Annotated in this window: 20 protein-coding genes and 2 pseudogenes; 15 read left to right on the forward strand and 7 right to left on the reverse strand. The window is 58.2% G+C overall.

All coding sequences use genetic code 11. The annotated features are described in order from the left end of the window. Positions 1–410: 410 nt before the first annotated feature. The 5 genes from QOL82_RS05890 to QOL82_RS05910 form a co-directional block, all read right to left on the reverse strand. Entirely contained in the window at positions 411–1,940 is a 1,530-nt protein-coding gene (locus QOL82_RS05890) for a right-handed parallel beta-helix repeat-containing protein (RefSeq protein ID WP_283441325.1), read from the reverse strand. 252 nt (positions 1,941–2,192) lie between these two features. Then, on the reverse strand, positions 2,193–4,322 hold the full coding sequence (locus QOL82_RS05895; RefSeq protein WP_283441326.1) for an alpha/beta hydrolase domain-containing protein: 2,130 nt from the start codon (positions 4,320–4,322) through the stop codon (positions 2,193–2,195). A 43-nt stretch (positions 4,323–4,365) separates the two neighbouring features. After that, positions 4,366–5,349 carry a Bug family tripartite tricarboxylate transporter substrate binding protein gene (locus QOL82_RS05900; protein WP_283441327.1) on the reverse strand — a complete coding sequence of 328 codons (984 nt, stop codon included), beginning with the start codon at positions 5,347–5,349 and terminating at the stop codon, positions 4,366–4,368. Positions 5,350–5,419: 70 nt separating this feature from the next. Continuing rightward, on the reverse strand, positions 5,420–5,728 hold the full coding sequence (locus QOL82_RS05905) for an AtuA-related protein (RefSeq protein ID WP_283441328.1): 309 nt from the start codon (positions 5,726–5,728) through the stop codon (positions 5,420–5,422). A 1-nt stretch (position 5,729) separates the two neighbouring features. Continuing rightward, positions 5,730–7,067, reverse strand: coding sequence for an acyclic terpene utilization AtuA family protein (locus tag QOL82_RS05910; RefSeq protein ID WP_283441329.1), 1,338 nt, complete (start codon positions 7,065–7,067; stop codon positions 5,730–5,732). 184 nt (positions 7,068–7,251) lie between these two features. Here QOL82_RS05910 and QOL82_RS05915 point away from each other — a divergent pair, with 184 nt between their 5' ends. The 12 genes and pseudogenes from QOL82_RS05915 (at position 7,252) to QOL82_RS05965 (ending at position 21,560) form a co-directional block, all read left to right on the forward strand. Further along, a complete protein-coding gene (locus QOL82_RS05915; RefSeq protein ID WP_283441330.1) occupies positions 7,252–8,193 on the forward strand; it encodes a LysR family transcriptional regulator in 942 nt (313 codons plus the stop codon). A 196-nt stretch (positions 8,194–8,389) separates the two neighbouring features. Next, positions 8,390–9,973 (forward strand): amino acid adenylation domain-containing protein, encoded by a 1,584-nt coding sequence (locus QOL82_RS05920; protein ID WP_283441331.1) that lies wholly within the window; start codon positions 8,390–8,392, stop codon positions 9,971–9,973. Then, complete coding sequence (locus QOL82_RS05925) at positions 9,970–11,457, forward strand: hypothetical protein (RefSeq protein WP_283441332.1); 1,488 nt, start codon at positions 9,970–9,972, stop codon at positions 11,455–11,457. The genes QOL82_RS05920 and QOL82_RS05925 overlap by 4 nt, the downstream gene beginning before the upstream one ends. Continuing rightward, a complete protein-coding gene (locus tag QOL82_RS05930) occupies positions 11,454–11,708 on the forward strand; it encodes a phosphopantetheine-binding protein (RefSeq protein ID WP_283441333.1) in 255 nt (84 codons plus the stop codon). The genes QOL82_RS05925 and QOL82_RS05930 overlap by 4 nt, the downstream gene beginning before the upstream one ends. A 78-nt stretch (positions 11,709–11,786) precedes the next feature. After that, positions 11,787–12,122, forward strand: a complete 336-nt coding sequence (locus QOL82_RS05935; RefSeq protein WP_283441334.1) for a helix-turn-helix domain-containing protein — start codon at positions 11,787–11,789, stop codon at positions 12,120–12,122. Then, positions 12,106–13,374, forward strand: a complete 1,269-nt coding sequence (locus QOL82_RS05940; protein WP_283441335.1) for a type II toxin-antitoxin system HipA family toxin — start codon at positions 12,106–12,108, stop codon at positions 13,372–13,374. The genes QOL82_RS05935 and QOL82_RS05940 overlap by 17 nt, the downstream gene beginning before the upstream one ends. 252 nt (positions 13,375–13,626) lie before the next feature. Next, the gene (locus tag QOL82_RS05945; RefSeq protein ID WP_283441336.1) at positions 13,627–14,346 is read left to right on the forward strand and encodes a TnsA endonuclease N-terminal domain-containing protein; all 720 of its coding nucleotides are present in this window, start codon (positions 13,627–13,629) and stop codon (positions 14,344–14,346) included. Beyond that, positions 14,343–16,541, forward strand: a complete 2,199-nt coding sequence (locus QOL82_RS05950) for a hypothetical protein (protein WP_283441337.1) — start codon at positions 14,343–14,345, stop codon at positions 16,539–16,541. Before QOL82_RS05945 ends, QOL82_RS05950 begins: the two co-directional genes overlap by 4 nt. Continuing rightward, the gene (locus tag QOL82_RS05955) at positions 16,538–17,959 is read left to right on the forward strand and encodes an ATP-binding protein (protein ID WP_283441338.1); all 1,422 of its coding nucleotides are present in this window, start codon (positions 16,538–16,540) and stop codon (positions 17,957–17,959) included. Before QOL82_RS05950 ends, QOL82_RS05955 begins: the two co-directional genes overlap by 4 nt. A gap of 20 nt (positions 17,960–17,979) precedes the next feature. After that, entirely contained in the window at positions 17,980–19,833 is a 1,854-nt protein-coding gene (locus tag QOL82_RS05960; RefSeq protein WP_283441339.1) for a TnsD family Tn7-like transposition protein, read from the forward strand. Further along, a pseudogene (locus tag QOL82_RS29235) lies at positions 19,833–20,345 on the forward strand (TniQ family protein); the annotation flags it as partial. The gene QOL82_RS05960 and the pseudogene QOL82_RS29235, both read left to right, overlap by 1 nt. A 63-nt stretch (positions 20,346–20,408) precedes the next feature. Beyond that, a complete protein-coding gene (locus tag QOL82_RS05965) occupies positions 20,409–21,560 on the forward strand; it encodes a hypothetical protein (RefSeq protein WP_283441340.1) in 1,152 nt (383 codons plus the stop codon). A gap of 385 nt (positions 21,561–21,945) precedes the next feature. Here QOL82_RS05965 and QOL82_RS29240 read toward each other — a convergent pair whose 3' ends face one another. Beyond that, entirely contained in the window at positions 21,946–22,179 is a 234-nt protein-coding gene (locus QOL82_RS29240; protein ID WP_430438448.1) for a helix-turn-helix domain-containing protein, read from the reverse strand. Positions 22,180–22,402: 223 nt separating this feature from the next. Here QOL82_RS29240 and QOL82_RS05970 point away from each other — a divergent pair, with 223 nt between their 5' ends. The 3 genes and pseudogenes from QOL82_RS05970 to QOL82_RS29245 form a co-directional block, all read left to right on the forward strand. Next, positions 22,403–23,056, forward strand: a complete 654-nt coding sequence (locus QOL82_RS05970) for a hypothetical protein (RefSeq protein WP_283441341.1) — start codon at positions 22,403–22,405, stop codon at positions 23,054–23,056. A gap of 107 nt (positions 23,057–23,163) precedes the next feature. Beyond that, the gene (locus tag QOL82_RS05975; RefSeq protein ID WP_283441342.1) at positions 23,164–23,898 is read left to right on the forward strand and encodes a hypothetical protein; all 735 of its coding nucleotides are present in this window, start codon (positions 23,164–23,166) and stop codon (positions 23,896–23,898) included. A gap of 355 nt (positions 23,899–24,253) precedes the next feature. Further along, positions 24,254–24,427 (forward strand): annotated as a pseudogene (locus QOL82_RS29245) (tyrosine-type recombinase/integrase); the annotation flags it as partial. Between the two features lie 405 nt (positions 24,428–24,832). Here the strand turns inward: QOL82_RS29245 and QOL82_RS05980 are convergent. Then, positions 24,833–26,137 carry a Y-family DNA polymerase gene (locus QOL82_RS05980; RefSeq protein ID WP_283441343.1) on the reverse strand — a complete coding sequence of 435 codons (1,305 nt, stop codon included), beginning with the start codon at positions 26,135–26,137 and terminating at the stop codon, positions 24,833–24,835.

Here is a 26,137-nt window from a genome sequence, read left to right on the forward strand (position 1 = left end):
TTCACCTGTCTCCTCCACCCTCCCAAAGGATGGATTACCCGCTCCCAGTGAGCGGGTTTTTTTTGCCCCATGCATTGTCACTGTTCATCGCGAGGCAATCCATCCCCGCCCGCTGCCGCTTGATGCCAGTCCCATGTCATCGCCTACCGGATGAGAACTGCGGTTCCGGTTCGTCTGCGTAGCTCGTCGGGTGTAATAAGCAAGGCGCATTACACCACTGGTCAATCAACAACCACCGCCTGTTCCCAACGAATGGTGTGATGCGCTTGCGCTTTTTACACCCTACGGAGTTTCGTGGCGCGTCTTGAACCGGGATCGGCATTCATCCTCCCGCGATAACGCGGGGCGGGATTGCGCGTCATGCCGCCGGCAGGCCGGCACCGGCACCGGCACCGGCGGCGCGGCGCGCATCAGTTCGCCGAATACGCGCCGATGTCCCACTTGCCGTTGAAGGCGCGCGCCTTCCCGCCGGCGACATGCAGGTATTCGTCCAGCGGCGACAGGGGCACGCCGCTCGGCGAGAAGCCCGGCGCGCTGCCGATGCCGGCAAACGGCGCGGCTGGCGCCGGACGCAGGTCGTAGCCGGCGCGGTTGACGAAGGCGGGCGCCAGTGAACGGTAGTTGTCCATCATGATCGCGCCGGACTGGCCGGTGATCTCGCCGGTGCCGGCGAAGACATTGTTCTGCACCAGCGCCGGCGTCTTCACGTCGCCGCCGATGAGGATGAACATGCCGTTCGAGCTGTCGTCGTTGATGAAGGTGTTGTTGACCACGTACAGGTTCTTGCCCGGATTGCTTGCGCCTTCGACGCCGTACGACACCATGTTGCTGTTCTGGTTGCGCGAAGGCTGCTGGATCACGTTGCCGATCAGGTAGGCCGTCCCGGCATTGGGCAGGTCGATCTCGTAGCTCGGCGCGCCGCTGGCGGTGGAGCCGGCTTCGCCCGGCCTGGTGCTGGAAAAGCGGCTGTAGCTGATGGTGTTGATCCTGGCGCGCGACTTCAGGTTATGGCCGACATCGGCGTCGTGCGAGTAGGTGTAGCGCACCGTCAGGCTGGCGACCCGGCCGATGTACAGGTTATGGCTGGAGCCGCTGCCATTGCCGTTGTGGCCGAACTCGCTGTTCTCGATCAGGATGTCGCTTTCGCCGTCATTGGATGTCAGGATGCCGTTTTCATTGTCGTGGATGAAGCTGTTCCGGACGGTCAGGTGCGCGCCGTCCAGCCGGATCGCCGCGCCATTGCGGTCGGGAACACGGGCGCCCCACAGTTCGACATTGTCGACCACGGCCCGCTTGCCGGTGATGACCCAGATGCCCTTGCCCCATGCATACCTGCCGTTCGCGCCTATCTTCGGACGGCCGTTGACGCCGCGTATGGTCAGGTCGCTGGCATGGAAGGCGCAGACGTCGCCGTCGTAGCTGCCGGCGGCGTCGATCTCCACCGTGTCGCCTTCAGCCGCCGCCGTCAGCGCGTCGCAGGGCTTCGCATAGGCGCGGCCCGGGCCGACCGCCAGCACCCGGCCGGATGCAGCCCGCAGATAGGCCGGCTGGCCGGACGCGACCGTGTCGGGCGCCGCGTACTGGCAGCTTTTGACCAGGCCGATGGCCGGGTCGCCAAAGCTGGCGTTATTGCAGCCGACCGGGCCGTCGACGTTTTGGTACGCGTACTTGCCTTCGCCGCCGTAGCGGACCTGGCGGCGGCCGGGCGTGACGCAGACTTCGCTTTCGGTGGCGCACTGGGTCCAGCCGTCGGCGCCGGCCGTGGCGGTGAAGGCAGGCGCCGTTGTGGCCGGCGCGGTGCTGGCCGACGACGCCTGCGCGGCGCTGCCGGCGGCCGTGCTGTCGCCGCCGCCGCAGGAAGACAACAGGAGGATGCCCGCTGCGATGGCAGCCAGGCGCAGTGCGGGCAGCTTGCCCGTCATGGCATGAAGGAAGGTCACGATGCGTTCTCTGTATCCGTTGAAGTGCAGGGCGGAGCCGCCCTGCAGCGCTTAAATAATTTCCAGATGGAAATTCTAGCGCATTATTTCCTTGAGGAAAATAACTTTTGGAACGGATGCGGGGCAGGGCGGACGCATTCCGGCTGGACCGTTGCGTCGATCGCGCGTATGGGAGGGCAGGCCAGTCAGGAAAAGGAGGACCAGGATTGGGGCGAGGGCCGGGACGACTGCCCGGTCCTCGCGTTGCGCCGTTCAGGGCAGGATGGGATTGGCGATAGCCGCCTGTATGCGCCGGTCGGCATCGGCCTGCAGCATGAAGCGCCGCTTCACCAGGTCGTTCGCCGCCGCCGTCACGCGGGCAACGTAGGCTGCCTGGCTGCCGTAGAGCGATTCCAGCGAAGGCCGACCGTCGCCGGCGGCAATGCGCGCCGCCTCGGTCCTATGGAACGGGAAGTAGGCGCCGGTCAGGCTGACCAGGTCGGTGACGCCTGGCGTGGCGACGTAATTGAACTCCAGGCTGGTCCCGATTGGCGCCTGGACATCGACCGACCTGATGCCGGCTTTAGCCAGGCCGGTCGACGGGTCGACCTGCGGCACCAGGATCGCGTAGTCCTTCCCGACCGCACTGGGCGGCACGATGGTCGGGATGCCGGACTCGTCCTGCGGCCGGTACAGCGGCCCGAAATCGAGCAGCGTGTAGCTGTTGAACAGCGCCCGGTACTGGAACGCCGGTATGGCGGTCGCGACGCCGCCAACAGGCCAGCTGACGCCTTTCATCACCGGGAATGCGACCTGCGACGGACGCACCAGCGTGCCGTCGGCCAGCTTCGGCACTTCGCTGGCGGGCGGCGCGACATCGCGCACGACCCAGTCCTCCATGTCGATGAACAGTGCGCGGAAGGTGTCGGCAAAGTCGACATTGCTGCCGGCCGGATAGACCGACGAGGACGGGTTCCAGCCGATGGCCTGCGACTTGCCGCCGTGCTGGGCGCTTGTGTAGTAGTAGACGCGCGCATTCGACGGCTGCGCCAGGTCTGTGGTGCCGAGCGCATCGGTCAGCACCGGCGATCCCTGCAGCTGCCAGAATTCGGTGCCCGACAGGCCGAGGAAGAACTTGGGACAGCTGCCGGTGTCGCTGCAGCGCTTCATCACGCCGCCGGTCCGGCCCGCCACCGCGTCGACATAATCGGGCGACAGCCCGCGCGGCGCGGTCTGGCCGAAGGCGCGATGGTCGGTGCGCACGTTGCCGCCGCCGCCCGGCACGGCGAAGCGGGTGTTGATGTTGGTCTGGCGCGCCGCCACGTGGGCGAAGATGCCGTCGAATACCTTGCCGCCGTCCAGCGCCTGGTTGAAGCCCAGGTGCAGGAAGGTCTTCATTGCATTGCCGGACTGCGACGTGCCCTGGCCGATGGTGTTCCTGATGCGCCCGGCCACTGGGTTGGCCGCGCCGGACGTATCGGCCGCCTTCGAACGGAAGAACGTGACGGTGTCGCGCAATGCCGCCAGGCCCACGCCCATCACCTTGGGGTCCTTCGCGATATAGGTAAGCTCATAGACGTACCTGGGGTCGAAGCCGCCGTTGACGCATATTTTTGCAGGGTCGGCCGTGCCCGGGAACGGATTGGCGCCGCCGGCCGCGGTGCAGTCGGCGAACTTCCATTGCGACGCCGGGATGGCTTCCTTCGGGTCGCCTTCATTGATCCGCCGCGCCAGCGAAAAGCCGGGCTGGGTATTGTCGAGCGACACCGGCGCATAGGGAATCATCGAGCCGTTGAAGACGCCGTTGGGCAGCGTCGCGACCGGGGTCGCCGCATTGATGATCAGTTCGGTCGCATACGGTCCGGTGATGGCGGAGCCGTCCTTGTTTTTCGCAGTCGGCACCTGCAGCGTCAGCCGCGCCGGCGAACTCTTGGGCACGTCGCCCTGCCAGGCCGAGTACAGCATCACGTAGCCGCGTTCCAGGTAGACCGCGTCGCCCGGCACCTGCGCCGGCGACAGCATGGTCAGGATGTTGCCGCGGTTGGGCGCGTCGTAGCGCAGCACGCCATTCGCCTTGCTCATGTCCTTGGGCTTGAGCATGACGAAGTCGGCGCTGTACTCGACCATGCCCCTGTCGTTGACAGGCGCCAGGTCCAGGTCCTGGATGATGGCGTTCTTCGGGTCGTTCGGGTCCAGCTCGCCCTTGATCGTGCCGGAAACCTGTTCATAGGCGCCGACCTGGCCATAGCTGACGCCGGGCGTGAAGTCCTGCTGCGCCGTGATGGCCAGCGTCTGCCGCGGCGTCGCTGCAGACGCCTTGTCGTTGTCGTTGTCGCTGCCGCCGCAGCCCGCAAGGGCGAGCAGCGCCATGCCGCATGCGAGCGGCCGTGCAAGATGTGTCATGTCTCCTCCGGTTTGATTGCCAGTATGTGGATGAACCGCCTGCTTATTCCTTTTCGATATTGGCGGCCTTGATGATGCTGCCCCACTTGGTCGATTCGGCCGCCTGGAAGCGGGCCAGTTCGTCCGGCGTGGTGGTGAACACCTCGGTGCCGCTGCCGCTGTAGAAGGTCGCGGCTGCCGGCGACTTCGCGGCCTTGGTCAGCATCTCGTTGAGCTTCGTGACGATAGGCTGCGGCGTCTTGGCGGGCGCATAGGCGGCGAACCAGTAGCCGATGTCATAGCCCTTGACGCCCGCCTCGGCGATCGTCGGCACCTCTGGCAGCAGCGGCGAGCGGGTCTTCGACGACACGCCCAGCGCCCGCAGCTTGCCGCTCTTCACATGCGGCAGGCCGGTCGCGGAGTCGGTGATCATCATGTCGATCTGCTTGCCCAGCAGGTCGGTCACGGCAAAGGTATTGCTCTTGTAGGGCACGTGCAGCAGCTGAACGCCGGCCATCTGCTGGAACAGTTCGCCGGCGATGCGGCTCGACGAGCTGCCGCTGCCGAAGCTGAGCTTGCCCGGCTCCTTCTTCGCCTGCGCCAGCAGGTCCTGCACGGTCTTCACCGGCGAGTCGCTGTTGACAACCAGGATCTGGCCGCCCTTGCCGAGGCCGGTGATGGGCGCGAAATCCTTGACCGGGTCGTAGGGCAGCTTGCGGTACAGGTGCTCGGCGGCCGCATGGGTGGTGTTGGTGGTCACGAAGATGGTGTAGCCGTCGGGCGCGGAACGGGCCGCCGCCTCGGCGCCGATGAAGCCGTTGCCGCCCGGCTTGTTGTCGACGATGACCTGCGCCTTGCTGTCGGCCGTCATTGCCTGTCCCAGCGCGCGGGCCAGCTGGTCGGTCGCGGTGCCGGCCGCGAACGGCACGACGATGCGTATGGGCTTGTCGGGAAAGTCCGTTGCGCCGGCATTGCCGCCTAGCGCCACGGCAGCCGATGCCAGGATGAGCGAGAGTGCCCTTGTTGCCGAAGTTGTCTTGCATGCCATGTTGCTGTCTCCTTATGTGTTTGTGTTTGTGCCCGGCGCCGCATGGCGCGCCGGCCGGGCGAAATCTGTCTTAACGGTCCGGGATTTCCATCTCCAGCAGCACCGAACTCAGGCACTTGCCATGCGCATCCAGCGCCAGCGAGCGGGTGACGCCGCCGCCCAGCGCCTGGCGCATGACGAAATTCATCGCGCCCAGCTGCGGCAGCAGGTAGCGCTGCACGTCGCCGTTGACGATGCCGGCGAAATGCGCCTTGACGCGTTCGGCCGTGACGCTCCTTTCCAGCAGCGCGTAGTCGTCGGGGTCGAAAGCGATCAGGGAAAGGTTGGACGTGTTTCCCTTGTCGCCGGCGCGGGAATGGGCAATGTCGCGCAATCGCATGTCAGCTCTCCTCGAAATGAATGCTGGCCTGCGCCAGCTCGCGCGGCAGCAGCACCGACATCACCGCCACGATCTGCCTGGCGGACCGGGTAGCGCCGCCGCCGCCAGCCGGGCCGCAGGTATACAGCGCCTCGACCTCGTTGCCGACCACGGTCGCCTGCGCGAGGCTGTCGGCCCGCCCGGCGATGCGGACCCTCACCTCGTCCGGTTCATGACGGAGCGGCCCGCGCCCGAAAATGGCATTGACGCCGATCAGTTCGCTGCGAACTTCCGACAGCTCGGCGCCGCGGATGCGCAGCCGCTCTTCGACGATGTCGATGGCGAGCTGGCCGCGCGCCGCCGCGCCGGGGCCGGCATAGGAAATCTGGCCCTCGCCGATATAGCTGTCGACGTAGCCGACCGACACCTTGAGCGTCGGCGGCCTCGGGCGGCCGCGGCCGCCGCGGACGATCACGCGGTCCGGGCCGTCTTCGACGATGCTGACTTCCGAGAAGTCGGCGACGACGTCCGGCGTCAGGTAGCAGGCCGGGTCGTGGATTTCATACAGCAGCTGTTCCTTGCAGGTGCCGGCGGTGATCATGCCGCCGGAGCCGGCGACCTTGGTCAGCACCAGCGTGCCGTCGCGGCTCACTTCGCCGATCGGGAAGCCCAGGCGCGCCAGGCCGGGCACGTCCTTGACGCCGGGGTCGGCATAGTAGCCGCCGCAGACCTGCCCGGCGCATTCGAGCAGGTGGCCGGCCACCGTTCCCTGGCCGAGCAGGTCCCAGTCCTCCATGCCCCAGCCGAATTCGTGCAGCAGCGGCGCGAGCACCAGCGCGGGGTCGGCCACGCGGCCGGTGATGACGATGTCCGCGCCTGCCGCCAGCGCATCCGCCAGCGGCCTAGCGCCGAGGTAGGCATTGGCGGAGAGCATGCGTTCGCCCAGCGAGGACACCGGCGCGCCGTTGTCCTCGATCAGGTAGTCGCCGTCCCGCAGCGTGGCAAGCACGTCATCCCCGGTGATGGCCGCGACCTTCAGCCCGCCCAGCCCGAGCGACCGGGCGATGTCGCGCACCTTCGCGGCCGCCGCGGCCGGATTGGCCGCGCCCATGTTGGTGACGATGCGGATGCCGTTGCGGGCGCAGGCCGGCAGCACGGCCAGCATGCGCGCTTCCAGCAAGGGGTCGTAGCCGGCGTCCGGGTCTTTCATCCTGGCCTGCTGCGCCAGCGCGATGGTGCGTTCGGCCAGGCATTCGAAGACCAGGTAATCGATGCCGCCCTTTTCGGCGAGTTCGACCGCCGGTTCGATGCGGTCGCCGGAATAGCCCGCGCCGCCTCCGATACGTATGGATTTCTTCATGGCGTCTTGCGCTGCCGCCAGGCCGGGAGCAGGCCGGGGATGGCCGTGAATCCCGTCAGGGGCGACATGCGTCTTGTCTCCAGTCGATGCTTCTGTCTTTTCGGTCGGACCTACTGTGCCCAGCATCGGCTTTGAAGTAAATTGACATTTTTCGATCGATTAATCGGATTTTCGGGATAAAGCCATGCATGCCCATATCTCCACCCGGTTGCTCCATGCGTTCATCGCGCTGCACGACTGCCGGCATTTCGGCCAGGCCGCGCAGCGCTGCCACATGTCGCAGTCGGCATTCAGCGTGACCATACAGCGGCTGGAGACCGCGGTCGGCGCGCGGCTGTTCGAGCGGGACACGCGCAAGGTGGCCTTGACGCCGGAAGGCGAGATGTTCATCGAAGTCGCGCGCAGTTTGGTCGGGGAGATCGATGCGGCATTCAACGACATGGGCGACTACCTTGCGCGGCGCAAGGGCCGCGTCGTCATCGCCGCCTTGCCCTCGCTGGCGGCAAACGGGCTGCCGGCGGTCATCGCGCAATACCGCGCCGCCTACCCGGGCATCAACGTGACCCTGTTCGATGCGCTGTCGGACCAGTGCCTGTCGATGCTACGCGAGGGCAAGGTCGATTTCGCGCTGACCGCGCCCGGCCTCGACCTTGCCGAGTTCGACACCAGGATCGTCTGCAGCGACCCGTTCTACCTGGTCTGCCGGCGCGACCACAAGCTCGCCGGCCGGCGCAAGATCGCGCTGAAGGCGCTGGCCGGCTGCGAGATGATCCACCTGTCGAAATCGACCAGCGTGCGCCAGCATGTCGACGCGCTGCTGCGGGACGTGGCAACCGTCCATACCGGGCTGGAGGTCGAGCACCTGGCCACGGTGGCGGGGCTGGTCGAGCATGGCCTGGGCGTGAGCCTGGTGCCGGAACTGACGCTGTTCCAGTTCCGCTCGCTGGACCTGGTGGCGATCCCGGTGGAAGCGCCGGACATCGTGCGGCCCATCTTCATCGTCAGGCAGAAGAACCGCACGCTGTCGGTGGCCGCGCAGGGCATGCTGGAACTGGTGGAAGCAAGCCTGCGCTCGGTCGGCACGCGCCAGCGGGACATACCGGGGAGCCGCGGCGCGCGTGAATGAGGCCGGCTGGCCGGCCTCCAGGCGCGTCCAGCCCGACTATTGATCAAACCCGGCCGCAGGCGGGGACGCACTGCGCGCGGCAAGCCGTTTGCCTTAAGATTCGTGCGTCGTACCGGCGCTGCCTGGCAGCGCTGGCGCCGACTGGCACGGCCCGGCATGCCCCAGGGGCCGGCAGCACACTTCAAGGATCGGGTTAATGACCGGGAATTTCAATCTCGCGTGCGATGTCCATCGCCGCGCGACCGAGAGCGCCGACGCGCCCGCGGTGGTGTATCGGGACATCGCGCTGAGCTATGGCGAGCTGGCGGCGCGCGCCGGCCGCCTGGCCGCGTGCCTGCATGCGGCATGGGGCGAACGCGATGACGGCGCCGCGCCGCTGCGGGTCGGCATTCTCGCCTCGCGCAGCGCCGGCGCCTGCGTCGCCGCGCTGGGCGCGTGCTGGGCCGGCGCCGCCTACGTGCCGTTCGGCCTCAAGCAGCCGGAAGAGCGGCTGCTGGACATGCTGGCCCAATGCCGGCTGTCGGCCCTGATCGTCGACGACGACGGCCTGAAGCTGCTCGGCGAACGCGTGCTGGCGGCATGCCCGCGCCTGATCGTCCACGCTGGCGACGCGGCCGCCGTCCCGGCGGACAGCCGGCCCGGCATCATCGAACTGATGTCGCTGCCGCCGGCCCCGCTGCCGGCGCCGGCGGCCGTGGCCGCAGGCGACATCGCCTATATCATTTTCACCTCCGGTTCGACCGGCACGCCCAAGGGCGTGATGGTGAGCGCCGGCGCTTTCCGCCATTACCTGAAGGCCGTCGGCGCGACGCTCGGAATGACTGCGGATGACCGCGTGCTGGGCGTCTCCGAACTCAGTTTCGACGTGTCGGCGCATAACATGTTCGCGACATGGGAAGCCGGCGCGGCGCTGCACGTGCTGCCCGCCAGCGCCACGATGAACGCAGTGAAATTCGCCCGCATGGCGGGACTGACGGTATGGAATTCCGCGCCGTCGCTGGCAATCATGCTGCGCCAGGTCAAAGCGCTGACGCCAGGCTGCCTGCCCGACCTGCGGGTCACCGCCTTCGGCGGCGAGCAGCTGCCAGCGTCCACCGTCGCCGCCTGGCGCGAGGCGGCGACGGGCAGCGCCGTCTTCAATGTGTATGGGCCGACCGAGGCGACCGTCGGCTGCCTGGCGCAGAAGCTGGACGAGCCGCTGCCGCTGACCCCGGGCCGGGACGTGCTCGCCATCGGCACGCCATTCCCCGGCAGCGAGGCGCGCGTCGCCGGCAGCGACGGCCAGCCGCTGCCCGACGGCGTGCCCGGCGAATTGCTGATCGCGGGCGAACAGCTGGCAGCCGGCTACCTGGACGCGCCGGAACTGACCGCGGCCAGGTTCCCGGTCATCGGGGGCAAGCGCTGGTACCGCACCGGCGACCTGGCGCTGCGCGACCGCGGCGGCCGTTTCCACTGCCTCGGGCGGATCGACAACCAGGTCAAGATACTGGGCTACCGGATCGAACTCGACGACATCGACGCCCACCTGCGCGTCGCATCCGGGGTCGACCTGGTCAGCGCGGTGGCCTGGCCGCTGGTGCAGGGCGCCGCGCACGGCATCGTCGCCTTCGTCGGCGCGGCGGCCATCGACCTCAAGCAGGTCATCGGCGCGCTCAAGGCCCGCATTCCTTCCTACATGATGCCCAGCCGCGTGATCGCGATGCAGGAGCTGCCGCTCAACGCAAGCGGCAAGGTCGACCGCCAGGCGCTGCGCCAGCTGCTCGCGGACGAGATTACGTGAACGTGTCTGCGCCGGACGCCGCCCGGGGCGGCAGGCCCGGAGCGGGCGGCGGCCTGCGGCAGGCGCTCGCCATCGACGAGCGCGAGGGATTCATCGCGTTCGCGCAGACCTCGGCCGGGCGCGCGCTGCTGCTGCTTGCCGCGATGGCGGCGGTCATCCCGCATTTCGGCCCCTGGACCGGCGCGCTGGCGGCCGGCGCCGCGATGGCCGCGGTGGTCTGGCCGGCGCGGCGCACCGCCATCCTGTTTGCCGCGACCTGGCTGAGCGCCTGCCTGAACACGCTGCTCGGCGAGGTCGACACCCTGGCCAATATCCGCGCCGTGCTGGCGCAGGAAGCGATGACGGACTCGCTCGGGCCGGTGCTGGCGATGGCCTCGCTGTGCGCGCTGTTCATCGCATCGTACGCCGTGCTGCGGCATGTTCGGCAGTCGCCGCAGTCGCTCATCGCCAGGCGGCCGCTGCTGCTGATGCTGGCGCTCGAAGCGCTGCTGTGCGTGCTGGGCGGCTCCGGCCTGCTGCACGGCTGGCCGCGCGTGCTGGTCTGGTCGGCGGTCTTCATCTTCACGCCCTACCTGTGGTTCCTGCCCTTCGCCATCGCCGACCTGCGCTCGCGCACGCCGTCGCCGCTGCCGCTGCAGATGGCGGTGCTGCGCCCGTTCTGGAGTCCGGCCTACCTGCCGTTCGGCAAGGGCGCCGCCTTCCTGCGCAAGCACCTGTCGAAGACGCCGCGGGAGACGGCGATCACGCAGATCAAGGCCATCAAGCTGCTGGTCTGGGCCAACCTGCTGTTCGCGCTGCTGGCGCTGCTCGACTGGCTTTTCGACGCGCGGGTGGCCGTGCCCGGCGTCGACGACGCGATCGACGCCTTCCTCGCCGGCCGGCCCTTTCCGCGGCTGGTGGGCTGGGCGGCCATCGTGCTGGCTGCGGCCCGCTATGCGCTGCAGGTCGCCGCCTGGGCGCACCTGTTTATCGGCATCGCGCGGCTTGCCGCCTACAGGCTGCCGCGCGGCTCCTGGCGGCCGCTGCAGGCGCGCACGCTGATGGACTATTTCAACCGATTCCATTACTACTTCAAGGAACTGCTGGTCGACCTGTTCTTCATGCCGACCTTCTTCCGGGTGTTTCGCAACCACCCGCGGCTGCGGATGTTTTTCGCGACCTTCATGGCGGCCGGCGTCGGCAATGCGCTCTGGCATTTCACGCGCAATATCGACGTCGTCGCCAGCGACGGCCTGGCCAGCGCACTGGCCAGCTACACCAGCTACCTGTTCTACGCCGGGCTGCTGGCGGCTGGCGTCGGCCTGTCCCAGGTCCGCGCCAACATGGGCATACGCCCGGCCGTCACGCCGCTGGCGCGCGCCGCCTCCTTCCTCTTCGTCTGGTCCTTCGTCATCGGCATCCATGTCTTCGGCGACGGCTCCCGCACGCACACACTCACCGAGCGCCTCCACTTCATGGCCGCTCTTTTTGGAGCATCCACATGAACGCATCAGCCAAGCATCAACTCCGGGAATTCATTGAAAAGGCGCTGGCAAGCCAGGGCGACGGCGCCGGCTTCGCCGACGACGAGCCGCTGTTCTCCAGCGGCCGCCTCGACTCGTTCACGATGATGAACCTGGTGATGCACCTGGAGCAGACCGCCGGCATCGACTTCTCCAGCACGGAGTTCGACATCGACCTGGTCGACTCCATCGACGCGATCGAGTCGATGGTGGATGCGCAGGCGCCGGCCTGACCCGCGATTGCGGCAATTGAACTGTTCATAGATGACGCTTTATCCAATATAATGCGCTATCTATGAACCGGAGGCGTCATGCCGAAGAAGCTCTCCACGACGATAGACTGGCCGACGCTGGTGCAGGAGCGCCTGGTCATGTGGGGCAAGTGCATCCATACCCAGCGCCTGCGGCAGCGCATTACCGGCGCCGACCTGTGCGCGCGACTTGGCATATCGCGCGCGACATTGCGCCGGCTGGAGCAGGGAAGCCCGGATGCCAGCACCGGCGCCTACCTGACGGCGCTGCTCGCGCTGGGCGTGGCCGATCAGGCAACGCCGGCATTGCCGCCCGTGTTGTGGCAGGCCGACCATGGCCAGCGCGTCAAGCTCAGCCGGCAGGAGCAGGGAAACGACGATGCCGATTACTTCTAGGTCTCTGTATGTCTACCTGCAGCGGCCCGATGACGGCGAGTGGGTCACCGTGGGCCGCTACCTGGCTGCCGCGCACGGCGAGGGCTATTTCCGGTATGCCCCTTCCTACGTCGATGCAGGACTGGCCTGGTCGATCGACCCGGTAAACCTGCGCTTCGTGCCAGGCCTGGACGTCGCCGCGACGCGGTATCGGGGCCTGCATGACGTGCTTAGGGACGCCTGCCCGGATGCCTGGGGACAGGCGCTGCTGAGACGAGAGCACAACCTGCCCGGCAATGCGCCGCCGCTGCAATACCTGCAGGCGGCAAGCAACATCGACCGCTGGGGGGCGCTCGCCGTCGGCGCCAGCGCCAAGGCGCCGAAATCGAATCTGGGCAGCCCCGCGCCGCCCCGGCTCGACCAGGTTGTCGAGGAATTGGCGGCATTGTCCGAGCGTCGCCCGGCGATCCGCGCAAAGATCCGTTCCCGGCTGATTCAAACTGCCAGCGTCGGCGGAGCGCGGCCGAAGTCCACGGTCCAGGACGATACGCTGCAGTTCTGGCTGGTCAAGCCCGGGATCGCTTCGGACGTCGCCAACATCCCGCTCCTCGAACATGTCGGCCAGCAATGGGGCAGGGCAAGCGGGCTGGATTTCGCGGCGACAGTTTTCCACCCAGCCGTCGGCGGACGCAGCGCGGTGCGCGTGCTCCGGTTCGACCGGCATCTCGGCCGGCGCCTGATGTGCGTGAGCGCCGCTTCCCTGCTGCAGGCGGAATATCCGGATGACCTTACGCAAACAGACCGCTGGAGTTATCCGCGCCTTGCCGAAGAGCTGCGGCTGGCCGGCTCACCGCCGGAAGACCGCGTCGAGCTATTCGGCCGCATGGTATTCAACGCGGCATGCGGCAACGATGACGATCACGTCCGCAATCACGCCATCGTCTACCGCGCCGACGAAGGCCGCTGGCGCCTCGCGCCGGCCTTCGACGTCGTCCCTAACCCGGTTGAGACGCCGAGGCGCCTGCACATGCAGTTATCCGTGGGGCGCTTCGACATATCCCGTGACGCGGTGCTGGCCGATGCGCACCGCTTCGGGTTCAGCGGCAAGGCTGAAGCGGCAAGCTATCTCGATATCCTGCTCGACCGCATCGGGGCCGGCTTTGCCGGCACCGCGCACTGGCTGGACAACGCATGGCGGCAAACCCTGCACGAGCGGCTGACGCACAATGCCGCGGTCCTGAAGGGCTTGCCAGGCGTTCTTTCGCAGGAGTGAGAAGATGAAACCAGGGACGATGCGGCGCATCGTCCGCCGAAGGCCGGGAGCGTACCCAGGCTGCGGACGCCTGGCTCCCGTTCCGACGTCAAGAACAAGTACTTTCCATGAACCCGGGCTTTGATTGGCTAAAGTCATGGAGAATTCAAACTAATCGCTTTACAGTTAGGTATGTTTTGGCGATCTGACCCCAATTTGTACCCACCCTATCTTCGGGCCAGAATTCGTCGAGGCAGGGGAGTAGGTGAGCGTATGAATTACAAACGCTGGCTAAATATTTGTGACGTGCCCTCAACTGGAACCTCGTCTTCGACTTCAGGAATAAAGGTAAGACGCCCGGTCCACTTGCTCTCCGAGTTGGAGACAACCTATTTCTACATTGCTGAGCGAACACATTCCATTGTTGACATTCGGGAACAATGGCCGATTCTTCATATTGATGAAACGCTTCGTCTCTGCTCAAGCCTTGGCATAAAGCATGCCTATCGAGAAGGGTATCCCGAGCCATTCACAATCGACTTCCTCCTTACTGAAGTGGTTGAGGGAAAACCAATAATCTATCGTGCAGCAAGTATAAAAACCGCCGAAGACGCGAAAGATCCGAAAGTGCGTCAGCGGCTTGCTGTTGAGTTTATGTGGTGTCAGGCGCACGGCATTCCTTGGACACTTATTGATACGTCATCATTTGACAGGACCGTGCTTGAAACTTTACGGTTTTTACGCAGCTGGTTCCGCAATCGTTACGAACCAAATGAAAAGATCGTGGACGAATTCGTCGAGCAATTTCTGCTCGCCTATATTCCAAACGTAGTTCTCCAAACATTAATTGAAAATATAGCGAAACGACTGGGAATCGATCAGTCCACGGCAACCAATATCTTTAGCTTTAGTGCATGGTCTGATCGAATACCGGTTTCACTCCGACATCCTGTATTGATGAATAAGCCCTTGGTTCTGAATCGTTTTAAATGATGAATGAATTCGTGCCAATCTTAAATGCAGTACCAACACCGGGCATAGTGATCCGCTTGAACGGAAGCAATGCTCGATACTTGCGGGTAACTCACGTTTTCGCAGATTTTGTCTACGTCATGTGGGTTGGAGGTCCAGAAGAGGTACGGCTTGCGCGACGCCCGATGAGAAAAACGCCATCGGAAATAGAAGAGATCATCAAAGTAGGTGGCGGAACCTTGGGACAGCTAACCCTCCCTCCTGCTTTGTCGAGCACACCCACCTCCGATTCTGAACGAGCGCGCGCACTGGAATCAGCATGGGCCATGGTTTTTCCAGTTATAGAAGCCCTCGATAACGAAGCGAACCTAGATCGAATGAGATTTACTGCCACGATCCGCATACAAGCAGAGAAAACTGGTGTTAATTTCACCACTCTTTTCCGTCTAGTTCTTCGCTACTATTATTTTGGCCGCACAAGGTTTTCCCTACTTAAGTTACCTCCAGGGACTAAGCCGGGCAAAGGCCAGTACGCTAGTATAGGCCCAGATGTAGAGAAACTAGAGCGCGAACCTAAACGTCGAGGTCGTAAATCAGCTCTTGCGAAGGAAATGGGACCGAATGATTTCATTGTGTCCGCCGAGGACATAGACGATATGGTGCGGACCTTCCGTACGCTTCTCCAAAAAGGTCCAGCGTACAAATCAAGCGCCCATGAACACTACCTGGCTGGAGCATTTCGTCGCCGGTATCCTGAATTGCACGCGCATTACCTTTCAGGTGCTCGGCTAGAACCGGTCACTGCCCGACAATATAGTTATTACATTGATCGTCATGCGCAATTAAGCGAACGGCTTGCAGGTAATCTTCGCACTCATCGCCGCAATAAAGGGCATCTAGGCTCACTTTACGCCACTGGCCCAGGCGAAGTTTACGAGATTGATTCTACTGGGGGCCGGCTATTTCTCGTAACAGCAGGGGAAAATCCATCTCATGTCGGAAAGCCAACAATTTATTTAATGGTTGACAGATGGAGCCGATTTATTGTCTCTGCCTACATATCGCTGAAGTCGCCCTCGTACGAAGAGGTGCGACATGCACTTTTGGTTGCCTTCACATCGCGTGAACGTCGCTTCCAAGCCCTCGGTATAGATATTGATGACGAACGATGGCCGGTAGGACAGATGCCAGCCGTAATATGCCCTGATCGCGGTTCTGAATTCATGTCAAATTCGATGGAACAGGCTGTCGTGTGTGACTTAAGAATCGAACTTACTCCTCTTCCGCCCTACTGCCCTGATGGTAAAGCTATCGTGGAAAGACTAATCAGGGAAGTCAAGCGACGGATGGCAGTTAAGGGAATGAAGGGCACGTACGCAGACCGACCAATGACTCCCGACACTAAGCGGGCAGCTCGAAGCGCAAAAACTGCTGCCGTCCACTCGTTAGCCGACGCCTACAGGGTACTCATCGAAATCATTCATGATCATAACAATCGACCCCATACCGCACTCAAGAGAAGGCGCGTTCTTACCCAAGCCAGCGTCCACCCGTCACCGAAAGCTGCATATCTTTGGGGGCTAAAAAACGTAATCGGTTTGCGGAAGGCACCATTTTCTGACGGCGACTATAAACGATTATTGTTGGCCACAGACATGGCTAGTATAGCGGGCGGTGTTGTTCGCTATAGAGGACGTCCATATTTACCGCTAGACGAAGCATCCGACGATCTCGCCGCAAAATCTACAAATCGCGCGAAACAGGTTACCGTTCGCATAGACAAGACAGATCCGCATGAGTTGTTCGTCGTCACATCTCAAGGAAAATGGGCTTGCTTTGGTATTACTAAAGGCGGTGGGAATGAAATTGCAGGTCTAACGCTGGACGAAGAAGAGAGCCTAGCTTCTCATACATCACTTCTGTGGGCGAAAACTGCGCACGATAGTCGACTCGGACGCGTAGCCTCCCTTAGTTCGAAATCTATACCCGCAAGTGTGTTCGCTAGACCGCTCACACAAGAAAGCAATAAAACCCTTCAATCTTCCAGAGCCGAGCAAACAGATTTGGTCAAAAGGGCCTTAAATGAAACGGGAAAAAAGACAGCCGCTAACATTTCACAAAATGTGACAGCGAGTCTGCTTGACTGGGAAAGAATTGAAGAAGAAGAGCGATTAGGAAAACTTGACGCTGTTCGGAAACATAGGAGGAAGCGTTGAAGTGGGAAAATGTTATTTCTGCTAAATACACCGAAACTGGCGTCCAACGCTTCAACGGAAATCCTTTCATAGAGGCTATGCCCTCTCTCGCAACGACGAAAGCTGCCTTCCTCACTGGGCTTTCTCATTATCCTCCGAAACCAACCGCAAAAACTCGGAAAGCGAACGAAATTGTTCGTTTAATGGAGTTGTCGACTCTTAATGATGTTGTTTTTCCATTTCCTGAGTATCAAAAGGCGGCTCTTGCCATGGCTACAATTATGCGCGATGCCTACGTTTCAAGGAATCCCTTAACGGTAATTGATCGACAGCGAAGGCATGCACTGGCCTTAAACGGTGCGGACGGATTGCCATTTCCAGAAAATTGGAAATCGTCCGCGAAAGGTCATTTTATAATGGCAGTTAGCGGAATGGGTAAGACAACTTTTGCTAATGCGTTTCTGCTCCGTTATCCGCCGGTAATCAGCCATGACGGATACAACGGCCAGCATCTCAAGTGTCATCAAATTGTGTATATGGTGCTGCGAGTTCCCCACGACGCAACACTGAAAAGTTTATGTATGCAGTTCTTCGAAAATGTCGATTCTCTGCTGCAAACGAATTATGTTCGTCAAGCAAGGTCGCTGCGCAATATAGCTCCGATGGTTCAATTAATGGGCCAAGTGGCGACTGCTGTGTCGTTAGGCTTACTGGTGATTGACGAGCTGCAGAATTTACGAAACGCACGTGGAGGAGATGCCCACTTTGTTCTAAACCTTTTCAGTGAGATTATCGAAAGGCTAGGAATTTCACTTCTGGCGATTGCGACTCCAGCTGTACAACCGGTGTTTGAAGGAAGTGTCCGTAACGCGCGAAAAATTGCATCATATGGCGAAACCGTCCTTAAGCCGATGAAAAAAAATGATCAGGTTTGGAGAGATTTTTGCGAGACCTACTGGGACTACAGTTTTGTTAAGAAAAAAGAACCTCTTCGGGATGATGTGATGGATGCTTGGCATAAAGTATCCGCAGGTAACACAGCATTTGCGGCATTAGCATTCATGCTCGCCCAGCGTAACGAGATTGGGGGACGAGAAGTAGTTGATGAAATCGCCTTTTTACGGACAGCCGCGACAGATATGGCATTTTTGCAGCCTGCCATTTCGGCACTAAACAGCAGAAACCCGAATAAACTCCGCGCCTTTGATGATCTGCTATGGAGCCCGCAATATACGGCACTTCGAAAGGCCATGGGAGCGGTGGAGCCCGCACATGATAGAAAGGGGCGAGATAATCCCATTCTAGATGAGTTTGATGACATGTCTAATGAACTTCCCAAGGCAACAAGGCGGCGCAATGGAACACATGCCACTCTGAAAAAGGCCGACGACATTTTTGATGGGACGCTACCAAGCGAGGATCCGTTGGCCCGTCAATAGAATAAGAAGCGAGCGTAGGCATGTTAACTAGCCTAAGTATTTGCCACGTCCCAAATTTATTGCCGGACGAGTTGCTGTACTCGCTAATTGGGCGACTTGGTGCTATAAATGCGCTTGGGACGCCAAAAGCAAGAATGGAATTATTTTTCGGCGAGAGCAATTTGATTCCGAGTGTAGATCTGCCTACGGGACTTGATACATTACAAAGACGACTAGGAATAAATTCTCCATGGTGTTCAACGGCGGATCTGATTGATAACGGCACTATCTATCCATACCATCGCCCTTTCCTCACCGGGGAACGGCAGAGAACAGTTGAGAAAATATTGTTTTATGGCGGAGGCAACAGGCTAAAAACCATTATGGGTCGCGTCGCAAACAGATTCGGAGCTGCTCCAATCTTGCGCTACTGCTCCGCATGTAGTGAATCCGATATCGCCAACTTTGGAGTGCCGTATTGGCACCGCTCGCACCAATTACCTGGGGTAAGCTCGTGCATTTTTCACGGGCTTGACCTCTTTGATTACGCTGCCACATCTCCAGTAGACAAACAGCGCCTGATCCTAGCCCCCGCACTAAACATGCTAAGTCAACGGGGAATCAATTCTGACCCACAACAAAAGGACTTTGCGGTTCTTTCCAACGATCTATTAAATGCCCGGCTTCCTGCACTTGAAGCGGAGCATCGTCAAAGAGTATTTTTTAGTGAATTGATTAAACTTGGATTTGGTCGGAAAAGTAGCGTCGACCATCTAGCCTTGTCGATCGCGGTCCGTGAACACTACCATGACTTTGCTGGATTCATTCATCGCGAGCGATTGCTATCTACCGAACTGACTCCTCTCTGTTGGCTACGTGCACTAGTTGACAGGCCTTCGCGATCCTTACATCCCGTATGCTATTTGCTGCTGATCGGTTTTCTGTTCAAAACAGTTAACAAGTTCATCGAAGCTGTCGCGCACCACGAAGTCGGGCAGCCCAGTTCAGCCACGGCAAAAGTTGATTCAAGTCATAAGCTAACCACATCAGTCCCAGAGCCAACTCTACATGCACTGCTAAATACTCAATTCTCGTGCCGTAAAGCCGCACGCGAGTTAGGACTTTCAGTAACGACGGTCGTGAAACAACGCCAAGCCTTAGGGATCACAATCTCAGAGCGTCCGAAATATCTAAATTCCACTCGTTTAGCCCCAATTATTCGCGACCTCAAAGAAGGGGTTTTGCCCCAGAAGATTGCGAGCATCCATCACGTGTCGCTGAGCACGGTATATAGACTTAGGGCACAGTTTTCGGCTGAGACACAGGCATGTGCCGGACGGAGGTACGCGGCTGAATTGAAGTCCAGACGAACCCACTGGATGCAGATAATCAAAGCACAGCAATTAAACGGTTTAAAAGCTGCTCGCTCAGCTGCAGCTTCGACTTATACATGGCTATATCGACACGATCGAGAATGGCTGCACGAAAAATCTAGACACTTGCATTCACAGCGTGTTCCTAACCCGAGGGTAAATTGGCAAGAACGCGATTCGCGCTTGTCTCATGCAGTCTCGGACTATGTTAAAAAGTTGATGAGCCAGCACGAAAGACCCCGTATAAGCCGAACACTTATGACGCATCACTTGGATGACAAGCTTATTCGGGCAAACATAGACCGATTGCCACGTCTCCAAAGGCTGCTCGAGTGTTTAGAGGAGACGCCACTTGCCTATCAGCTATTTAGGATTGACTGTGCAATAGCACGGCTGGCCGAAAAAAGCTTGCCGCTTGTTGAATGGCGCATTAGACGATTTGCTGGTATTCGCCGATGGACCGAAACGCATGCGGCTTACGCAGCGTGTAAAGCTGAGAATATCGAAAACGGTACAACATAATGAGTAAGTCCACAACAAGTCTCTGTCTGCCATTTGTACCTCCTCCCTATCCAGATGAGATCCTCGGATCCTGGCTAAGTCGAGTTAGTATAAGCATGGGAGGGGGCGCTTGGCGGACGCTTCTAGAAGCAGTTGGCTTCGATCGACGTCTGCAAGCTCCTTACTTTAACATGGTCGACTACGATTACCGACTGAATAAATTGTTTTGTGTGCTAGGCACTACTTATGAGGACAATCTTCTAAAATTAACTACGCTTCCTTACTGGCTGACTTTCGCCGCAAGCTCTAGCCTAAATCCTCTTCCAGGTACGTCAAAAATTCCAGTGCCGTTTGGATCTAGGAGTAACGTTACTCTCTCGTCAATTAGATCTTTAGGAGTGCAACGGAACCTTGGACAAAGGGCGGACGCGCGTTATTGTCCGGAATGCCTTTTATGGGATTACCAAAACGTTGGGCAACCTTACTGGCATAGGGCACATCAATTACCTAACATTTTTTTTTGCCACAAACATTTATGCGAACTACAGACTAGCTGCCCTTATTGTGGCTTCACATGCTTTCCAAGCGCGAAGTCTATGGTGACCATGCCAGCGATAATATGCCAATGCGGAAAACGTTTAAATGTCTCGCGCGGATCCCGGGTATTGTCGCTTGCGGAGTTAAAGCTAATAAACGTATCGATCCGCGCACTACATCACGAACTACCTGAGTGGGATTATCGACATGTTCATGCACATTTTAAATCGCTATTAGCCGGTGATGATAGTTTTTTAGGAAGTTATAAGGATGTCTTATCAAACACCTTTTCACTTAGCGGAGGAACCAAAGTTATCCTTAGTTCTGGCAGGTTAGGTCGAGCTGCAGCTTGCCTCAGCTTTAGACCAAACTTAAATGCGGCGAGCGCCCCTGAGTGCTGTGGTTTGCTCGTTGCACTCAACGTTGACTTTGACTCTGCTACTAAGGAATTCCGGAAATGCGCTCTTGAAGGGAAGATTCTTGTACCACAGGCCAAAACCGGGGGGCATATTAATACAACGACAGTCGAGGCCTCTCGACTGGCGCTGTTACAGTTGCAAGAACAACATCCATTACGGCCTCCATCGTTTTACCAGAAACACTACTGGTTGTTAAAGCTTAAAGATTCAGATTGGCTATATAAACACTTTCCGAAAACTTTAAAAACGCTAGTCCCGAGCCTGCTCAGCGATCGAAACAATATCTTAGCCCGCCATGCCGCTCGACAAACTGAATCACAGAAATTATTACAAGTAAACGGAAGCGCTGCAGAGATACGTGCTCGAATAAGAGATTTTGCTTGGTTTGAGGAGCAACGGGTCAGTATTCAAGTCACAGTGAGCAAAAATATCGATATTGCTAAAAAGGCTGTTTCCCATAGTCGCTTGACTGCGTTGGAAAAAGCATTGAATCAAGTCTTGGAAAAGGAACAGCGGCCAAGCCGGATCTTCACGGCAACGCTAGCGTCCATAGCGGGTTTATCCCACAGTCAAGCGTTGGACACCCTTTATGCTAACGCCACACTTCGTCGCCGAATCGCTGAAGCAAACAGAGACAAGAAACGTAGGCAATTACTTTGGGCCGCGCAGCAGTTGTCCGCAGATGGTATTGAGCTAAACAAAAAGCAAATAGGAAAACGAGCTGGTCTTCCCTCGGTTGATATCTCTGACGGAATTTTAAAAGAAATTTATAGTTTGTATTTTAACGAATAGAGTTAGTAAACCTTAGAAAGTCGAGTATACCTAGGCAGGCGATATACTGACGGTAGCAAGGGCTTGCTGAGTTTTCTAGCCAAGACAGTATTTATAGCCAATTTCTGGCATTATCATCGTGTTCATAATAAATGACCATGGCGGTAGCCCCAAAAAAGGGCAGCCACATTTGTTCGACACGCTTGCATTGTTCAAGACCTGGAAGTCTTTGTAGATTGTGCGGCGCCTAGTAGCACGGTTCGAATCGCTCAAAAGCTGCCAGAAATGGCTTTAGCCATTCTTGGAGATCGGCATGCCAGTTAGTCCCGCAAAAATAATGCAATCATGGATATCCCTCTAAGTTGCACTCTCTATAAATTTCTCGTCCCTACTCGGCAAAGTAATGCTAATTATCCGTTTTAAGGAGTTCTACAATATCTATTTGAAGTGCTATCGCCAGCTTCTCCAGATGATCTAGAGAAACTGTCTCTACCCCATTCTCGACCCGAGATAGAAACGTCCGTGAGAGACCGGCATCTTTTGATAAAGATAACTGTGACAATCCACGTTCCTTACGCCATCGCGTAACATTGCGCGCAACCCTCTCTCGCGCAGGCTGGTACTTCGTTGGGCAGCTCAAGGCAACCCCGCTTCCAGCGCTTCAACACTTCCTTTATGTGCTGTATACGGTACACTGAAGATTGTTGTAAAAGACAGCTTGCTGAGCTTGCCATTACACAATGTCTTCAAGGAAAAATCCATCTGCCGAGATTTTAGTGCATCTGACAGACCAATTCGTCTAATAGCGTAGAAATCGTTGAGGTACAGGATCTCTTACACGAAGAAATACTTTTAAAAGCACTATGTTTTCTTCTCTTTTCCTCACATCTTATTGTTTTTTTACTGCTGCGGTCACTGCGTATCAGAGGACACCTGAGGACGTCAGAGGCGTTCCTGATGTCAAAACGGTTGCTGACGCTTTTGGTAGAGCAACGGCTGGGCTATCAAAGGACGAACAAACAGCACTGCTACTGTTCGTGCTAAGGCTGATCCAGCAGCCTGAGGAGTTCAATCAGAATAAGTCTCATCGAGACAAGATAGAGTCCACTCTCGACAGAGAAATCGCAAAGCAGTTTCCAGAGATTGTTAATGACAAGCGCATCATAGTTGAGTCGGAATTTTTGGCCCGCGCTGGTTTTACGAAAGAAGACCTATCTCAAAAGCTTCGGGAGCGTCGTATCTTCAGTATTCCTGAGTGGGTACACAAAGATCCAGGCGAGAAATACTACGCGGCTTTTTTTGTTGACCCTCAGTACGACCGATTATCGCTTGAAGCTGTGTCGATGGCTTTGCGTGCATCTCCTGACGAAAGAAAATACCGTTTTTTCACGACCCCTGTGCCAGCGTTTGCTGACAAAACCCCTTTAGAAGTACTGGCATCTGGGGAGCTGGAATGCGTGGTCGAGGCTGCAAAAGCGTTCCGTAGGCAGACAGTCAGGAAAGTAGGGCAAATCTAGGAAGAAGCCCGTGGTTTTCGTTTTGTTGTACGCGGAGTTTTTTGGATTAATAGTGCTAGTGATTCCGGCGGCTGAATCACAGCATAAATGAACGAAGCAGATAATCTATGATTCAAAAATTGAAGGACTTTTCTCCTAACGCCAGGCGTATCCTAAATGAAATTATGACGCTTCTTTTTGCTCCCGAAGCGGCTATAGGCGGGAGCATTTCAAATGATCAAATTGGTGCACTAATAGCTCAGTTTGGGAATGCTGCGAAGTCTGAGGTGACAACGGTAAAGTGTTTGCTAAGCAAGTTACTTGGCCAGTTGGAAACATTGGAGAGCCAAATCGAATTGCGAGAAATTGAAGAGGCAAAGCGGGTGTTTAAGGCTGCTCTGGAGGCGCAAGAGAAACGTCTTCGCACTATGCGGCCGATACAGGCAGAGCGACTAAGAAATGAAGCTCGACAGAATTTGCGCGAGTGGCGTGTCACAGACCAGGCGGTGGTCTTACAGAAAATAAAATCCAAAGAATTGCTGACCCTGCCCGAATTTTTAGCGACCAGAAAAGTAAGCAAAAAGACAGTTAGCATTGCAATAGCGTGGGGCCGCATGTTTAGCATTACCGGTGCGGATGGGCAGGACTACTATCCCGCTTTCTTTGCTGATTCCAATGACTATGTTAGGCAGTGCCTAGGAAAAGTTTGCCAAGCTCTTGGCGACATTCCCGCATATGCAAAATACCAATTTTTAGTGACGGATTTTCACTCGCTAGTAAATGGCGGAACTCCTCTACATGCTATACGTTTCGGGCGAGTCGATAACGTGCTTCAGGCGATCAAATGGTTGTTACAGCCTTAAGGAAATTTTAAAAAACTTGTGTTGCCTCTCTGTAGTGCAGCCGGTATAGGTCAATCTATGTAAAGCTCAGTGCTAGTGGTTATCGTCCATCTCCTTTCACAGAAGGCCCATAATATCGAAAGACTTAAAAATTCCATCATTTGATCTGCTAGATGACCCATTGCCTCCACCAGCTGCTACCCAAGGGCGAAATGTCAAAAGAGAGAACGTGGCCACGGTCGACGAGCATAAATGCACTCACCGGGACTTTCTCACAGAATCAGAACTACCCGTTTGCTTGCTTCACCAAAATATGGTCATTCGGCTCCGGGATCACGTCATGCTACTGCTAACGTTTTGACACGCCCTTCAGGTATCTGAGCTGACAAATTTGCGAGTGGCTGACATTGACCTCGACACCGAACGCATATGGGTCCGACGTCAGAAGGAAGGGCTGAGCACGACCCAGCCCCTCCAAGGCGACGAACTGCGCGCACTTCGGGCATTTCTGCGAACCCGCAATGACCATCTTGCCTTGGCTGTTCCTTAGTTCTCAAGGTGGGCAGATAACCCGGCTGAACGTCAGCTATCTCATTAAGGCAACTGGGGGACTGGCTTGGGCCATGTTCATCCGCATGTACTGCCGCATACCCGCAGCCAGGTGCTTGCTGACATAGGCACCGACACACGGTTGCTTCAGGACTGGCTGGGCCATTGGGACATCCAACCACGGCTTGGTATGCGCGAACTAGCAATAAACGATTCGAAAGCGTTTGAAGCTAAGGGAGGTGCCACGATAGAACACCCCAAATTCTCGCAGGTTCAATCGGAAGGACAATGGAGGCGCTATAGTCTTCGAGGTACATAAACCATATTGATTGCGCATGAAATATTTGTTCTGGGTATGGTTGTAACTCGGTTTCTTTGCAGGTGCCATTTACTGGTCAAAGCGTAGTCAGTGTGCCCAAGCTTTTGGCAACTCGCTCCAACGGGTCGTGTAACAAGGGGTCTTGTTCTCAGCGCGTGCCACCCAGGTATTGCGGGTTCCGGCAGCGGCAACCGTCAGCGTGTCCCGGCCGTATCTGGCGTTGATGCTGTCGAGGACAGACATCAAAGCATCTGAGTGGCGGGCAACGTCCTCAACTTGAGAGAACAGAGAACCTTGCCTCTGGTGCTGCGGTGAAAGGTCCATCAGCATCACACCGCATTTCTTGTATGCGTACCCCGGCTTATATATGCGCTTTAGTCCGTAGAGTGCGGCGGCCACTAACTTCAGGGTGTCGTTCGTTGGATTAGGCAAAGGAATTACTATGCCATTGCTGTATTGCGGGTCCGTCTCTCGAAAGACATTCGTCATCACAAAGACTTGCAGTGCGCCGGCGACGCTTTTCTGTACTCGAAGCTTTTCTGCCGCACGCAATACATAGGTGGACAGTGCTTCTCCAAGCTCCTCGTACGTCATGACCATCCGGCCGAAACTCCTAGAGGAAACAATTTGCTTTTTCGGTGGTGCTACGTCTTCCAACGCCAAGCAAGAGATACCTTGGAGCTCCGCGACTGTGCGTTCCAAGACGACAGAAAAATGCAGCCGAATGGCTTTAGGTGACGCTCGTCGCAAGTTCTCTACGGTCCGGATGTTCATTGCGTCGAGCTTTGCAGCAATGCGGCGCCCAACGCCCCAAGTTTCGCTCACATCGATGGCCGACAGCAGGGAGACCAACTCGCCTTCTGGGCAGGTTGTCATGTCAAAAACGCCGCCAAACTGAGGATTCTTTTTGGCGATATGGTTGGCTAGCTTTGCAAGCGTCTTTGTCGGGCCGATACCAACACAAACCGGAATGCCCGTCCACTGACGGACCTGTGTCCGAATTGCTTGCCCCATGACCACTAGACATGGCCACAGCTGGCGCATTCGCTCAATGCGCAAGAAAGACTCGTCGATAGAGTAGACCTCGACATCTGGCGTGAAGGTACGCAGCACTTGCATGACGCGCGCGCTCATATCGCCATATAGGGTGTAGTTAGAGGACAACCCAATGAGGCCATGCTGCTTTACTAGCGGCTGCAGTTGGAACCACGGCGCGCCCATCTGGATGCCCAACGCTTTCGCTTCAGCGCTTCGAGCTACCGCGCAACCGTCATTGTTCGACAGGACAACCACAGGACAGTCTTCAAGCTTCGGATTGAAAACCCGTTCAGCAGAAACATAGAAGTTGTTGCAGTCAACCAGCGCATAGACGGGGATGGCCGGCTCAGGCAT

Origin of the sequence: Noviherbaspirillum suwonense (assembly GCF_900182955.1) — a bacterium.
Classification (GTDB): domain Bacteria; phylum Pseudomonadota; class Gammaproteobacteria; order Burkholderiales; family Burkholderiaceae_D; genus Noviherbaspirillum_A; species Noviherbaspirillum_A suwonense.